Here is a 14,394-nt window from a genome sequence, read left to right as displayed (position 1 = left end):
GCGCGGCCGTCCTCGCCGGCCTCCTGGCCGCCGTCGCCTACCCGCTGGCCGTGCGCGCCCTGCCCGGGCCCCAGGAGCTGCACAGCCCGCCCTTCCTGACCGCGCGGGTGCTGGCCGACGGCCCGGGCCGCAGCTTCCTGGCCGACGCGTGCGGCCACGGCCGGCCCTTCGCCCTGTGCGCCTTCCGCGCCGCCGACCTCGCGGACGCCGACAGCTTCCTGTGGGAAGAGACTGTCGGCACTGGGGTTTATCGGGTCGCCACCCTGCCCGTCCGCGAGCAGCTGCGGGCCGAGCAGATGCGATTCGTCGCCGGCGTGTTCGCGAACGCCCCATTCCGCCAACTGGGCGCCTCGCTCGGCAACTGGGGCCGCCAGCTCGCCGCCTTCTACGTGGAGGAGCCGATCACCGCCCAGGGCGAGGTGTTCGCCAAGTCCGTCACCCGCGTGCCCGGGGCCGAGAAATGTCTCCAGGACGGCGCCTGCGATTCCGCGTTCAGCGTCGGCGGGCTGCAGCTCTGGCACGGGCTTCTGCTGGCGCTCGCGATCGGCTTCCTGGGCTGGCGGCTGACGCGCGCCGACGTCCGCTCGGCGCTCGGCCGCGACGGCGGCGGCGCGGGCGAGGCCGCCCTGCAGTCGGTCGCCGCCGCCGGCCTGATTCTCGGCTTCCTGCTGGTCAACGCCGCGGTGTGCGGCATGCTTTCGGGCCCCGCGCCCCGGTACGAGGCCCGGGTGGCGTGGCTCGTCCCCGCCCTGGCCGGCGTGCTGGCCTACGCCCTGCCCCGCCCGGCGGTCGAAACCAGCCCGCGCGCGGTGTGGCGGGGCCTGCGCGCCGCGGCCGCCCCGCTTTCGCGTTTCGACCGGCCCGTGCTGCGCTTCGCCGTAGTGGGCGGCTCGGGCTTCGTGCTCGACGCCAGCCTGACCTACGGCCTGGTCCATTTCGCGGGCCTGGGCCCGATCCCGGCGCGGCTGTGCGCCTTCTCGGTCGCGGTCTGCTTCACCTGGCTGCTGAACCGCCACTGGACCTTCGCCGCCCGGCGCAGCCCGCGGCCGCTGAAGGAGGCCCTCGCCTACGCCCTGGTCCAGGGCCTGGGCGCGGCGGCCAATCTCAGCGTCTACGCCGGCGCGCTGAGCCTGGCGCCTCGGCTGGAAGCCTGGCTGATCGTGCCGCTCGTGCTCGGCGCGGCGACCGGCATGAGCCTCACCTACCTCGGCTCCAAGCACGTCGTGTTCGCCCGCCGGGCGCTCGGCTAACGGCGGTCTCGACCATCTCGCCTTTTTCGTTGGAGACGCGGTTGACAGGGGTCCGGCCGCCCGCCTAAGAAGCGCGCCTCGTCGGGGCCACGCTCCGATGCGCGGGTGTAGCTCAGTTGGTTAGAGCGCCGGCCTGTCACGCCGGAGGTCGCGGGTTCGAGCCCCGTCACTCGCGCCACTTTGCTAAGCTCGTAAGAGATCGAAAGTCGGCGCTCTCCGCCTCAATGCGCGGGTGTAGCTCAGTTGGTTAGAGTGCCGGCCTGTCACGCCGGAGGTCGCGGGTTCGAGCCCCGTCACTCGCGCCACTTTCGCTTCTCTTCGAACTTCGCCGCGCTCAGTGCGCCGCCATCGTCCCCTGAACACGCGTGAAAGCCGGCTCGCCGGACAGCTCGGCGTAGAGCTCGCCGAGATCCCCGAACACGCGCTCCCACGCGAACAGCTCGACCGCGCGCGCCCGCGCCGCCCGCCCCAGCTGATCCAGGTCCCGGTCAAACAGCGCTTCGACCGCCTCGGCGAAATCTTCCGGGGTCGCCGACGCGGCCAGCGAGCCCACCGTCGAATCCACGGTCTCAGCCACGCCGCCCGAAGCGACGCCCACCACCGGCAGGCCGCAGGCCATCGCCTCCAGCACCACCAGGCCGAACGGTTCGCGATCATTGGCGTGGACGAAGGCGTCGCAGCTGGAGAGCAGGCGCACCAGGGCGCGCGGATCGCGCTCGTACGGCAGGCAGATCACGCCGGGCTCCGAGGGCAGGCCCGCCCCCGCCCCCACCAGCACCAGCACGTACGGATCGCCCAGGCGCTGCACCGCCTCGATCAGCACGTCGATGTTCTTCTCCTTGGCCGGGCGCCCTGCGAACACCAGCACGCGCGCCTCGGCGGGAAGGTCCAGCCGCCGGCGCAGCCAGGCCGGGTCGCGCCGGTCGGGTACGAAGGTCTGCACGTCCACCCCCAGCGGGCGGCAAACCACACGCTCGACGCCTGCGTCGTAAAGGCGGCTGGCGATGAAGCGGCTGGGGGCCACCACCCGGTCGAACTGGCAGAACAGCCGCGCCCAGCGCTTCTCCACCGGCCTCTTGGCCCATTCGCCCAGGTGAAGGGCCGCCAGGGCCGCCGGATCCGAGTGGCAGAACCCCACCACCGGCACGCCGCAGGCCTGCCCAGCCTCCAGGGCGGCCTGGCCGGGCGCATAGGGGTCGCCCGCCTCGATCACCGTGGGCTGCAGCACCTCCAGCGCCGTCGTCCATTTCCGCACGTTCGACGGCCAGCGGTAGCCGTCGCCGAACGGCAGCGGCGGCGCGTGCAAGGTGACCACCCCGGCGCCGTCCGAGCCGGTGCGGGCGCCCGGGACGACCAGAGAGTGTCGAAGTTTCGGACGGTTAACGCTCACCCACGCCCGCTTGGCGTCCAGGTAGCGCTTCACGCCCCCGCTGCGGGGCGCATAGAGCATGGTGACGTCGACCAGATGCGGGCCCGCGTCCGACGCGTGCAGGCCCAGCCGGACACGCGTGGCCTCCGGATCGCCTCCCGGAAACCAGGAAAACTCACGCTCGCGCACGCCGTAAGCCATCGCCGCTCTCACTGTCTTCCGCGCAACAACGCACGAGAGTGCGACCGGGTGGCGACAGCTCGGCGGAAGCGCGCTCGAGAAGCGTCACCGCGTTAATTATGGCGTAGGCGGCTGAGCCGTTTCGGACTAGAAAGCTGTGGCGTACTGCCACGCATTCGCCGCATTGTGGCGAAAGCTGGGGCGCAAGCGTGACCGTTCGCCGCCGCGCGTTCGTTCGGGTTTCTGACCAGGGGTTATCGACAATGCGTAAGATGCTCGCGACCGCGGCCGCGCTGGGGCCTTTGTGCATCGCCCAGACCGCCCTCGCTGAGACGTCGGTCTCGACCGAACGAACCACCCCGATCGCAACCGCGACCGCGACGCCCACGTCGACCCCGGACGACGTGAAGATCACCTCCACCGGCAAGGTGAAGCTGACCAGCGGCGCGGCCGTCACGCTGAACAGCAACAACAGCGTGGTGAACGAAGGCGCAGTCACCATGGAGAGCGCCGCGGACGGCGCCACCGGCGTGCTGGTCCAGGGCGGCTTCACCGGCAACGTGACCAACTCGGGCGCCATCTCCGTCAAGGACAACTACACGGCGACGGACGACGGATCGGTCGCGACGGGCCACCCGAACGGCGAGACCAAGGCAGACGGCGACCTCGACGGCCCGTACGCGACCGGCACCGGCCGCTACGGCATCCGCGTGACGGGCGCCTCGCCGTTCGTCGGCAACGTCACCAACAACAAGTCCGGCTCCATCACGGTCGAGGGCAACGAGTCCTACGGCATTCGAATCGAGCCGGCCCTGCAGGGTGATCTCACCAGCAACGGCATCATCAGCCTGACCGGCGACAACGGCTACGGCGTGCTGGTCGAGGGCGGCGTCACCGGCGAGGTCAAGCTGGGCGGCTCCATCAACACCCTGGGCGGCAACACCACCGGCGCGGCCTTCACCGGCGACATCGGCGGCGGGCTGACGATCGACGGTCAGGTCGCCTCGACCGGCTACCGCTACAACACCCGCCCGGCAACGAAGGCGTTGCGCGACCAGCTCGACGCCGACGACGGCATGCTGTTCGACAAGGACGGCAATCCCATCCTCGGCGCGAAGGCCGGCGGTCCGGCCGTACTGATCGGCGCCGACGTGGCCGGCGGCGTGCTGTTCGACGCCGCCCAGCCGAACCTCGACCCCAACGTCGACGACGAGGACGGCGACGGCGTCAAGGACACCGACGAGACCACCGCCAACATCACCAGCTGGGGCTCGGCTCCAGGCGTGCAGGTCGGCTCGACCACCCAGACCGTGACGCTGAGCCCGGTCGGGACCGGCGACAACGCCTACGGCCTGGTGAACAAGGGCACGATCAACGGCCTGGGCGTCTATGACGACGTGGACGCGACCGCGATGGCGATCGGCGTCACCGGCGGCCAGGCGGTCGTGGTGGACGGCGGCGTGCGCAACACCGGCACGATCCACTCGGTCGCCTGGGACGGCACCTCGACCGCCCTGAAGTTCAACGCCACCGCCTCGACCGGCGAGATCCGCAACAGCGGCGTGATCCAGGCCGAGAAGAACGGCGACGACGCCAAAAACGCCATCGCCATCGACATCGCCAACGGCGCCACCATCGGCCTCGGCCTGCCGCAGGGCGTGATCCGCAACGAGAAGACCGGCCTGATCCAGGCCACCGTCAGCGGCGACAAGGGCGACGCCATCGCCATCCGCGACCAGTCGGGCACGGTCGACCGCATCGAGAACACCGGCAAGATCCGCGCCGGGGTGGTCGGCACCGACGACGCCGAAGACACCGACGACGCCGACACCGATGCGAGCAACGAAGTGGTGACCGGCAAGGCCGTCGCCATCGACGTCAGCGCCAACACCACTGGCGTGGTCATCCGCCAGTGGGGCGTGAACGACGGCGACGACGGCGCTGACGGCAAGGCCGACGCCGACGCCGACGCCGACGGCGTGGACGACGCCGACGAGTCGGACATCATCGGGGCCGTGCGCCTCGGCTCGGGCGCCGACCGCGTCGAGGTCGCCAACGGCCGCCTGCTCGGCGACATCTCCTTCGGCGCCGGCGCCGACGTCCTGGTCGTGGGCGAAGGCACGACGGCCGGCGAAGTCCGCGGCGTGCTGACCGACAGCGACGGCCTGCTCGACATCACCGTGCACAAGGGCGTGCTGGAGGCCCGCAACACCTCCGCCCTCGCCCTGACCAACCTGACCGTGGAAGCCGACGGCGAGCTGATCTTCACCGTCGACCCGACCACCTCGGGCGCCACCCGATTCAACGTGTCGGGCACCGCCACCTTCGCCAACGGGGCCACCCTCGGCGTGCGGTTGACCGACCTGCTCAGCGACCCGACCGCCCAGTTCGTGCTGGTCGACGCCGCGACGCTGAACCTGGGCTCGATCGACATCAGCGAGCTGACCGACAACACGCCCTACCTGTACATCCCGGACATCACGCGCTCGGGCAATCAGCTGATCCTGCAGCTGGACCGCCGCACCGCGTCCGAGGCCGGCATGATCGCCTCGGAAGCCGCGGCCTACGACGCGATCTACAACGCCCTGCAGACCGACAGCGGCCTGGGCTCGGCCTTCCTGGCCCAGCTGGATCGCGACGGCTTCTTCGAGCTCTACAGCCAGATGCTGCCCGACCACTCCGGCGGCACCCTGCTGTCGCTGGCCTCGGGCGTGGACGCGGTGACCCGCGCCCTGTCCGATCCCCGCCCCGAAGCGCCGCTCGGCGAAACCACGGGCTGGATCCAGGAGATCAACTTCTACGCCGACAAGTCGAAGAACCAGTCCTACGGCTTCCGTTCGGAAGGCTTCGGCGTCGCCGGCGGCCTCGAGCGCGGCACCAACATGGGCGCCTTCGGCCTGTCGACCGCCTTCACCTCCTCGGACATCGAGGATCCGCAATCGCGCGGCGACGAGAACCTCAGCTCCCAGCTCCTCGAGCTCGGCGCCTACTGGCGCGGCGCGGGCGAGAACTGGCGCGGCTGGGCGCGCGCCGCGGCCGGCTACGCCATGTTCGACAGCACCCGCCAGCTGATCGGCGCGGGCCTGAACCGCACGAACGAAGCGGACTGGAACGGCTTCACCTTCTCGGCCGGCGCCGGCGCCAGCTACGAGAAGAAGTTCGGCCGTCGCTGGTACATGCGCCCCGAGGCCACGCTGGACTACTTCTACCTGAGCGAGGAAGAGCGCCAGGAGACCGGTGGCGGCAACGGCTTCGACCTGATCGTCGACGGCCGCGACGGCCACATGCTGACCGGCATCGCCGCGGTCAACTTCGGCGGCCGCTTCGGCAGCCAGGGCTGGCTGACCCCGGAACTGAAGCTGGGCTGGCGCCAGAACATCAGCTTCGACGCCGGCGAGACCATCGCCCGTTTCCGCAGCGCCTCGGCCTCCTCGCCCTCCTTCGTGCTGAGGGCGGACGAGCTGAGCGGCGGCGGTCCGATCATCGGCTTCCGCCTGCTGTCGGGGAACACCCTGGGCTTCCTGGCCCTGGAAGGCGGCGCGGAGCTGCTCGACGACTACGCCCGCTACTCCCTGCTGCTGCGGGCCGGCTTCCGCTTCTAAGCGCAAGCCACGGGCTGGAAACGAAAACGCCGCCGCGAGCCTCTCGCGGCGGCGTTTCTCATTTCGGGCGACGACGCCTCAACGCGACCAGGCCGCGCGCTGAAGAACGACGCGATACCCGTCCGGGTCCTCGAAGGTCAGGCCGACCCGATCCCAGTAGGGATTGAACGAGGCTACGGGCGGGTAGCCGGCCTGGTTCATCGCCTGAACCGCCGCCGCCCACGCCGCGTCGTCGGGCAGGTAGAATACGAGCAGGTTGTCCTGGGTCGGCGCGCGCCCGGCCGCCTGGCCGTGGGCGCGGGTGAACTCCAGGTGATAGGGCGCGCCCTCGCGCCCGAGGATGACGCCGTCGAAGCCGTCGTGATCGTGGAATTCGCCAAGGACGGACAGGCCCAGACCGTCCCGGTAGAACCGGACGACGTCAGGCAGACGATCCGTCGGTCGGGCGACCCTCAGCGTCGGCGTTTCGTGCATCCGCGCCGGCTATCATGATCTGACCGCGGTGTCGCCGCGCCCGAGCAGGGCGAGGTCGGCCGATCGTCGCCTGAAGGATGGTGGGCGGCGAGGGGATCGAACCCCCGACCTACTGGGTGTAAACCAGCCGCTCTACCGCTGAGCTAGCCGCCCAAAGGAAAAGGGCGCGGAAGCTCCGCGCCCTCCCCTGTCTTTCGACCTTGAACGGATTAGCCGTTCAGGGCGCCCTTCAGGCCTTCGCCGACGCGGAAGCGCGCGGTGGTCGAAGCCGGACGCGCGACCTGCTGGCCGGTGCGCGGGTTGCGGGCCATGCCGGCGGCGCGCTTCACCGGAGCGAAGGTGCCGAAGCCGACCAGACGCACGTCCTCGCCCTTCTTCAGGGCGTCGACCACGCAATCGGTGAAGGCGTCGACCGCCTTCTTCGCCTGGTCCTTGCTCAGCCCAGCCTTGTCCGCCATCGCGGCGATCAGTTCGGCCTTCGTCATCTCAGAATCTCCCAGCCCTTATTCCTGGTGCGACGACGTCGTGCCTTGACTCGATTCGACGTCGTTTCGAGATGAGTATGAAACTCAGATTCCCTTTGCGTCAAAGGAGAAACGCCGCCCGGGGAGGCCCCGGACGGCGTTTTTCCACCGATTCAGCGTCGATTCAGTGCGCGACGACCGCGCCGGCGTCGTCGGACGCCGGCTTGGCCGGCGCGGCCTCCTCCTCTTCCGACCACTCGATCGGCGTCAGAGGCCCGGCCAGGGCGTGCTTGAGCACCTGGTCGGCGGTCGAAACCGGGATGATCTCCAGGCCCGACTTCACGTTGTCGGGGATGTCGACCAGGTCCTTCACGTTCTCTTCCGGGATCAGCACCGTCTTGATGCCCGAGCGCAGGGCCGCCAGCAGCTTCTCCTTGAGGCCGCCGATGGCCAGCACCCGGCCGCGCAGGGTGATCTCGCCGGTCATGGCCACGTCCTTGCGGATCGGCACGCCGGTCAGCACCGAGACCATGGCGGTGGCCATGGCGATGCCGGCCGAGGGACCGTCCTTGGGCGTGGCGCCCTCCGGCACGTGGACGTGGACGTCGACCTTCTCGAACACCGGCGGCTTGATGCCGTACTGGGTCGCGCGGGCCCGCACGTAGGACGCCGCGGCCTGGATCGACTCCTTCATCACGTCCTTGAGGTTGCCGGTGACCGTCATGCGGCCCTTGCCCGGCATCTTCAGGGCTTCGATGGTCAGGATGTCGCCGCCGAACTCGGTCCAGGCCAGGCCGGTGACGATGCCGACCTGGTCCTCGGTGTCGGTCTGGCCGTAGCTGACCTTGCGCACGCCGGCGTACTTGGCCAGCCGTTCGGCGTCGACGGTGATCGAGGTCACCTTCTCCTTGACCATGTCGCGCACGGTCTTGCGGGCCAGGCCGCCGAGTTCGCGCTCCAGGCTCCGCACGCCCGACTCACGGGTGTAGTAGCGGATCAGGTCGCGGACGGTCTCCTCGGGGACGATCCACTCGCCTTCCTTGAGGCCGTGGTCCTTGGCCAGCTTGGGCAGGATGTGGCGCTTGGCGATCTCGACCTTCTCGTCCTCGGTGTAACCGGGGATGCGGATGATCTCCATGCGGTCCAGCAGCGGCTGGGGCATGTTCAGGCTGTTGGCCGTGGTCACGAACATCACGTTCGAGAGGTCGTAGTCGACCTCCAGATAGTGGTCGTTGAACGTGGAGTTCTGCGACGGGTCCAGCACCTCGAGCAGGGCCGCGGCCGGGTCGCCGCGGTAGTCCTGGCCCATCTTGTCGATCTCGTCGAGCAGCATGAAGGCGTTGGTGGTCTTCGCCTTCTTCATCGACTGGACGATCTTGCCGGGCATGGAGCCGATGTAGGTCCGGCGGTGGCCGCGGATCTCGGATTCGTCGCGCACGCCGCCCAGCGACAGGCGCACGAACTCACGGCCCGTCGACTTGGCGATGGACTTGCCCAGCGAGGTCTTGCCGACGCCCGGCGGACCGACGAGGCACAGGATCGGGCCGCGCAGGTTGCCGGTGCGCTGCTGCACCGCCAGGTACTCGATGATGCGTTCCTTGACCTTCTCCAGGCCGTAGTGGTCCTGGTCGAGGATGTCCTCGGCCAGACCCAGGTCGATCGGCCGGGTCTTGGCCTTGCCCCACGGCACCGACAGCAGCCAGTCGAGGTAGTTGCGCACCACCGTCGATTCCGCCGACATCGGGCTCATGTTGCGCAGCTTCTTCAGCTCCGCCTCGGCCTTGGTCCGCGCTTCCTTGGACAGCTTGGTCTTCTTGATGCGCTTCTCGAGCTCGATCAGCTCGTCGCGCGAATCGTCCTGCTCGCCCAGCTCGCGCTGGATCGCCTTCATCTGCTCGTTCAGATAGTACTCGCGCTGGGTCTTCTCCATCTGGCGCTTCACGCGCGAGCGGATCTTCTTCTCGACCTGCAGGACGGAGATCTCGCCTTCCATCATGGCGTAGACCTTCTCGAGCCGGCGCGGCGTCTCGAAGGTTTCCAGCAGCGCCTGCTTGTCGGCGATCTTCACCGACAGGTGCGCGGCCACGGAGTCGGCGAGCTTGCCCGGATCGGTGATCTGCGGGATCGAGCTCAGCGCCTCGGGCGGCACCTTCTTGTTCAGTTTGACGTAGTTTTCGAACTGCTCGACCACGGCGCGCGACAGGGCTTCGGCCTCGCGCGCGTCACCGATCTCCTCGCCGACCTCGGCGACCTCGGCTTCATAGTAGTCGGCCTGGCTGGTGAACCGGCGGACCGCCGCGCGGCTCTTGCCTTCGACCAGCACCTTCACGGTGCCGTCCGGCAGCTTCAGCAGTTGCAGGACCGTCGCGATCACGCCGACCTCGTAGATGGCCGAGGGGGCCGGATCATCGTCGGTGGAGTTCTTCTGGGTGGCCAGCAGGATCTGCTTCTCGCCGCGCATCACCTCGTCCAGGGCGCGGACCGATTTGTCGCGCCCGACGAACAGCGGCACGACCATGTGCGGGAACACGACGATGTCCCGCAGCGGCAGCACCGGAAGAACCTTGATCTCGGACATATGATGCTTGCTCCCTGACCGGCGAAAACGCACCGGCCGTTCAGACCGCGGGGTTCCGGCGAAGCGCCGGCTTCCGCAGCCCGCCCACGATTCCGCGGGCTGTTGTCTGGGACTATGTGGCCGCCAAAGAGCGTCGTTCAAGCGGAGCGGCGTTACGCAGCCAGAACGTCGCACCTCCGCAGCCACGCTGGAAGTTCTCACCCCTGAACGGCGATTGGCTTGCGAAAACAAGCCGGAACCTGGGGAAAACGTTCCAAAATGAGAGCGGCGCGCCGGAGGCCGGCGCGCCGCGATAGCTCAGGTTTTCCTGTGGAGAACTCGCGTTCCGGTCAGGATGCCGCACCTTTGTCACGGCGCTCGGCGTAGATCAGCAGGGGCTGGGCCCGGCCTTCGATGACCTCGGCGTTGATCACCACCTCTTCGACGCCCTGGTAGGTCGGCAGCTCGAACATGGTCTCGAGCAGGATGCCTTCCAGAATCGAACGCAGGCCGCGCGCGCCGGTCTTGCGGGAGATCGCCTTGCGGGCCACCGACGACAGGGCGTCGTCGGTGAAGGTCAGGCCGACGTTCTCCATCTCGAACAGGCGCTGGTACTGCTTGACCAGGGCGTTCTTGGGCTCGGTCAGGATCTTGACCAGGGCGGTCTCGTCCAGGTCCTCCAGCGTGGCCAGCACCGGCAGACGGCCGATGAACTCGGGGATCAGGCCGAAGCGCATCAGGTCGTCCGGCTCGACGCCGCGCAGCACCTCGCCGGTGCGGCGCTCCTCCGGATCCTTCACCTTGGCCCCGAAGCCGATCGAGGTGCCCGCGCCGCGGCCGGAGATGATCTTCTCCAGGCCGGCGAAGGCGCCGCCGCAGATGAACAGGATGTTGGTGGTGTCGACCTGCAGGAACTCCTGCTGCGGATGCTTGCGCCCGCCCTGCGGCGGCACGGAGGCGACGGTGCCTTCCATGATCTTCAGCAGGGCCTGCTGCACGCCCTCGCCCGACACGTCGCGGGTGATGGACGGGTTGTCGGACTTGCGGCTGATCTTGTCGATTTCGTCGATGTAGACGATGCCGCGTTGGGCCCGCTCGACGTTGTAGTCGGCCGCCTGCAGCAGCTTCAGCACGATGTTCTCGACGTCCTCGCCCACGTAACCGGCTTCGGTCAGGGTCGTGGCGTCGGCCATGGTGAAGGGCACGTCGATGATGCGCGCCAGCGTCTGGGCCAGCAGCGTCTTGCCCGAGCCGGTCGGCCCGATCAGCAGGATGTTCGACTTGGCCAGCTCGACGTCGTTGTTCTTCTGGGCGTGGTTCAACCGCTTGTAGTGGTTGTGAACCGCGACCGAGAGCACCTTCTTGGCGTGGTCCTGGCCGATCACGTAGTCGTCGAGAACCTCGCGGATCTCTTTCGGCGTGGGAACCCCGTCCTTGGATTTGACGAAGGCGATCTTGTGCTCTTCACGGATGATGTCCATGCAGAGCTCGACGCATTCGTCGCAGATGAAGACGGTGGGCCCGGCGATCAGCTTGCGCACCTCATGCTGGCTCTTTCCGCAGAAGGAGCAGTAGAGGGTGCTCTTGGTGTCGCCGCTGGCGGCTTTCGTCATCAGTGCTTCTCACTCACCGGCGAGGCCCGGATCGGGCCACGCTCGCCTCCTCGGGGCGTCCCCTGCAGGATATGGGCCGCGAGGGTTCAAAAAATGACAATCCCCGATACCGCATTCGACCACAAGCGTGTCGCGTCGATCAAGGGCGGGGCTTCCACAATCCCGTTTTTCGGGGAGGCGACAAATGGGGACGACTGAGCGCGAACGCCAGATCGTGGCGTTCGATTTCGACGGCACCCTGACCGTGCGGGACAGTTTCACGGCCTTCCTGCGGTGGCGGGCGGCGCCTTCGCGTTTCGTTTCGGGATATGCCCGCCTCACGCCCGCCGCCCTGCGCTACGTTATGGATCGTGACAGGGAACGGCTGAAAGCTGCTGCGGTTGCCGAGTTCCTCACAGGCCTGCCGCGCGCGACATTGGAGCAACAGGCGCAAAGCTTCGCGGACGCGGTCTGGGACCGGTTCATGCGGCCCGACGCGCTGGCGACCTGGCGGCGCTGGCGCGACGAAGGGGCGCGGCTGGTGATCGTCACCGCCTCGCCCGACGTCACCGTCGCCCCCTTCGCGCGCCGACTCGGCGCCGACGACCTGATCGGCACGCAGCTGGCCTTCGACGCCGACGACCGGGTCGCGGGCAGCTTCGCCACGCCCAACTGCCGCGCCGCCGAGAAGGTCTGCCGGCTGAAGGCCGCCTTCGGCCCGGACGTCAGCCTGGCCGCCGCCTACGGCGACACCTCCGGCGACACCGAGATGATCGCCATGGCCGCCGAGAAGGGCTTCAGGGTGTTTCACGGCGTGCCGGGACGGGGCTGAGCCCAATCTCCCCCCGAGCGTCAGCGCTGGGGGGAGCAGGCGGCCGGAGGCCGCCGTGGGGGGCTCCAGCGGAGCGCGGCGTGGGCCGTCGCGCGAACCCAGCCCCCTCCACCGCCTTCCGCCCAGCCCGCGCCGTAGGCGCGGGCGTTCTTCGCCGCGATCGACAAATCGTTGTCGATCGCATCCGGCCTGCTTCGCAGGCCGGCGCTCATCACCCCCTCCCCCACCGCTTCGCTCGGGGGAGGAATGAAAAAAGCGCGGGAGTTTCCCCCCGCGCTTTTCATGTCTCTGGTCGCAGGCGCGATCAGGAGGCCGGCGTCGCCGCCGGCTCGCCGCCTTCCTCACGCTTCTCGTAGACGTGGTCGACCAGGCCGAAGGCCTTGGCTTCCTCGGCGCTCATGAAATAGTCGCGGTCCAGCGTGCGCTCGATCACCTCGATCGGCTGGCCCGTGTGCTTGGCGTAAATCTCGTTCAGGCGACGCTTGGTCTTCAGGATGTCCTCGGCGTGGCGCTCGATGTCCGAGGCCTGGCCGCGGAAGCCGCCCGACGGCTGGTGCACCATGATGCGCGCGTTCGGCAGGGCGATGCGCTGGCCCGAGGCGCCGGCGGCGAGCAGGAACGAGCCCATCGAGGCGGCCATGCCCATGCACACGGTCGAGACCGGGCTCTTGATGTACTGCATGGTGTCGTAGATCGCGAGACCGCTGGTCACCACGCCGCCCGGCGAGTTGATGTACATGGCGATCTCTTTCTTGGGGTTCTCCGACTCCAGGAAGAGCAGCTGGGCGCAGATCAGCGAGGCCATGCCGTCCTCGACCGGACCGGTCAGGAAGATGATCCGCTCCTTCAGCATCCGCGAGAAGATGTCGTAGGCGCGCTCGCCGCGGCTGGTCTGCTCGACCACCATCGGCACGAGGTTCATCATCACGTCTCGCGGGTCACGCATAGGTTCGCTCGCCTTCTCGATGCACGCCTGAGTCGGCCAGACCCGACCGGCGACCCACCGATATCGCCGCACCTGCGCCGAGTTGCAACCACCCACACCGCGCGAAGGTTGGGCGGGGGCCGAGGGCGCCATGCAGTTGACCCAGCTTCAGCGATCGGCCGCGCAGGCCATCGTGAGCATTTTCGAGACCGGCCGACCGACCGGCGGCTACGGCCGGGTGACGGTGCTGCAGGGCGACACGGGCCGGCTGACCTACGGGCGTTTCCAGACCACGCTGGGCAGCGGCGCGCTGTATTTCCTGATCAAGGACTACGTCGAACGCCCGGGCGCGATCTATGTGAGCGCGCTGGCCAAATACCTCGGCCGGCTGCTCAAGCGCGACGGCGCGCTGGACCACGACGGGGCCCTGCACCGGACGCTGAAGGCCGCCGGCGAGGATCCGGTCATGCGCCAGGCGCAGGACGACTTCTTCGACCGCAACTTCTGGACCCCGGCCGTGGCGGCCGCCCGCGCGCTCGGCGTCACCACGCCGCTGGGCGTGGCGGTGATCTACGACAGCAAGGTGCATGGCAGCTTCGAGCGCGTTCGCGACCGCACCCTGCGCCAGGTGGGCCCGCCCTCGGCCGTGGGTGAAGAGACCTGGATCAGCGCCTACGTCGCCAACCGCCGCGCCTATCTGGCCCAGCACGCCCAGCCGATCCTGCGCAAGACGGTCTACCGCATGGCCGCGTTCGAGCGCCTGATCCGCGACGACAACTGGGACCTCGACCTGCCCTTCAAGGTCGGCGGCTTCCGCATCGACGAGAAGACGCTGCGGGCCGGCCCGGCGAAGGGGCGCGCCGCCCGCATCCTGGCGCCCGCCGACACGCCGATGAAGGGCGACGACGTGCGCGAGGTTCAGGCCCGCCTGCGCGAGCTCGGCTACGGCGCCGATCCGACCGGCGCCTACGACGACGACACGGTGGAGCTGGTGCGCAAATTCCAGGAAGCCCACGGCCTGAAGGTCGACGGCGCCGTCGGTCCGGCGACGCGCGCCAGCCTGGAGACCGCCCGCCCGGCCACGCCCAATGCCGCCCACGCGGAGGCCGCGCCGGAGCCGGCCGTCCTGGCCGCCGCGCCCCATCCGGC

Annotated in this window: 10 protein-coding genes and 3 tRNA genes; 6 read left to right on the top strand and 7 right to left on the bottom strand. The window is 69.0% G+C overall.

Annotated features, from left to right (window positions below; translation table 11 throughout):
* From G3573_RS13465 to G3573_RS13455, 3 genes are all read left to right on the top strand, one after another.
* On the top strand, positions 1 to 1,250 hold a 1,250-nt coding region (locus G3573_RS13465; RefSeq protein WP_163261731.1), incomplete at its 5' end, for a GtrA family protein.
* Between the two features lie 101 nt (positions 1,251 to 1,351).
* Positions 1,352 to 1,428 (top strand) — tRNA-Asp (locus G3573_RS13460).
* 50 nt (positions 1,429 to 1,478) lie between these two features.
* Positions 1,479 to 1,555: transfer RNA gene (locus tag G3573_RS13455), tRNA-Asp, on the top strand.
* 29 nt (positions 1,556 to 1,584) lie between these two features.
* Here G3573_RS13455 and G3573_RS13450 read toward each other — a convergent pair.
* Positions 1,585 to 2,820, bottom strand: a complete 1,236-nt coding sequence (locus tag G3573_RS13450) for a glycosyltransferase (RefSeq protein ID WP_163261729.1) — start codon at positions 2,818 to 2,820, stop codon at positions 1,585 to 1,587.
* A gap of 242 nt (positions 2,821 to 3,062) precedes the next feature.
* Here G3573_RS13450 and G3573_RS13445 point away from each other — a divergent pair, with 242 nt between their 5' ends.
* Positions 3,063 to 6,401: an autotransporter outer membrane beta-barrel domain-containing protein gene (locus G3573_RS13445; RefSeq protein ID WP_163261727.1), complete on the top strand. Its 3,339-nt coding sequence runs from the start codon at positions 3,063 to 3,065 to the stop codon at positions 6,399 to 6,401.
* Positions 6,402 to 6,479: 78 nt separating this feature from the next.
* Here the strand turns inward: G3573_RS13445 and G3573_RS13440 are convergent, their stop codons facing one another.
* The 5 genes from G3573_RS13440 to clpX form a co-directional block, all read right to left on the bottom strand.
* A complete protein-coding gene (locus tag G3573_RS13440; RefSeq protein WP_163261725.1) occupies positions 6,480 to 6,875 on the bottom strand; it encodes a VOC family protein in 396 nt (131 codons plus the stop codon).
* Between the two features lie 78 nt (positions 6,876 to 6,953).
* Positions 6,954 to 7,028: transfer RNA gene (locus G3573_RS13435), tRNA-Val, on the bottom strand.
* A gap of 56 nt (positions 7,029 to 7,084) precedes the next feature.
* Entirely contained in the window at positions 7,085 to 7,360 is a 276-nt protein-coding gene (locus tag G3573_RS13430) for an HU family DNA-binding protein (protein ID WP_163261723.1), read from the bottom strand.
* A gap of 163 nt (positions 7,361 to 7,523) precedes the next feature.
* Positions 7,524 to 9,917 (bottom strand): endopeptidase La, encoded by a 2,394-nt coding sequence (lon, locus tag G3573_RS13425; protein WP_163261721.1) that lies wholly within the window; start codon positions 9,915 to 9,917, stop codon positions 7,524 to 7,526.
* Between the two features lie 329 nt (positions 9,918 to 10,246).
* Positions 10,247 to 11,509, bottom strand: coding sequence for an ATP-dependent Clp protease ATP-binding subunit ClpX (clpX, locus tag G3573_RS13420; RefSeq protein WP_163261719.1), 1,263 nt, complete (start codon positions 11,507 to 11,509; stop codon positions 10,247 to 10,249).
* Between the two features lie 184 nt (positions 11,510 to 11,693).
* Between clpX and G3573_RS13415 the strand changes: the two genes are divergently transcribed.
* Positions 11,694 to 12,320, top strand: a complete 627-nt coding sequence (locus G3573_RS13415; RefSeq protein ID WP_163261717.1) for an HAD-IB family hydrolase — start codon at positions 11,694 to 11,696, stop codon at positions 12,318 to 12,320.
* A 304-nt stretch (positions 12,321 to 12,624) separates the two neighbouring features.
* Here G3573_RS13415 and clpP read toward each other — a convergent pair whose 3' ends face one another.
* Positions 12,625 to 13,266: an ATP-dependent Clp endopeptidase proteolytic subunit ClpP gene (gene clpP, locus G3573_RS13410; RefSeq protein ID WP_163261715.1), complete on the bottom strand. Its 642-nt coding sequence runs from the start codon at positions 13,264 to 13,266 to the stop codon at positions 12,625 to 12,627.
* Positions 13,267 to 13,396: 130 nt separating this feature from the next.
* Between clpP and G3573_RS13405 the strand changes: the two genes are divergently transcribed.
* Positions 13,397 to 14,394 (top strand): peptidoglycan-binding protein (locus G3573_RS13405; protein WP_163261713.1); only part of this gene is annotated, 998 nt, incomplete at its 3' end.

Origin of the sequence: Caulobacter sp. 17J65-9 (assembly GCF_010975005.1) — a bacterium.
Lineage (GTDB): Bacteria > Pseudomonadota > Alphaproteobacteria > Caulobacterales > Caulobacteraceae > 17J80-11.
Note: the sequence above shows the minus strand (reverse complement) of the source record. Positions and strands in the feature narration are given on the sequence as shown.

Excerpts from the sequence above, each read along its gene's own strand:
- G3573_RS13450 (WP_163261729.1), bottom strand. The coding sequence starts at position 2,820 with ATGGCTTACGGCGTGCGCGAGCGTGAGTTTTCCTGGTTTCCGGGAGGC.
- G3573_RS13445 (WP_163261727.1), top strand. The coding sequence starts at position 3,063 with ATGCGTAAGATGCTCGCGACCGCGGCCGCGCTGGGGCCTTTGTGCATC.
- G3573_RS13440 (WP_163261725.1), bottom strand. The coding sequence starts at position 6,875 with ATGCACGAAACGCCGACGCTGAGGGTCGCCCGACCGACGGATCGTCTG.
- G3573_RS13430 (WP_163261723.1), bottom strand. The coding sequence starts at position 7,360 with ATGACGAAGGCCGAACTGATCGCCGCGATGGCGGACAAGGCTGGGCTG.
- lon (WP_163261721.1), bottom strand. The coding sequence starts at position 9,917 with ATGTCCGAGATCAAGGTTCTTCCGGTGCTGCCGCTGCGGGACATCGTC.
- clpX (WP_163261719.1), bottom strand. The coding sequence starts at position 11,509 with ATGACGAAAGCCGCCAGCGGCGACACCAAGAGCACCCTCTACTGCTCC.
- G3573_RS13415 (WP_163261717.1), top strand. The coding sequence starts at position 11,694 with ATGGGGACGACTGAGCGCGAACGCCAGATCGTGGCGTTCGATTTCGAC.
- clpP (WP_163261715.1), bottom strand. The coding sequence starts at position 13,266 with ATGCGTGACCCGCGAGACGTGATGATGAACCTCGTGCCGATGGTGGTC.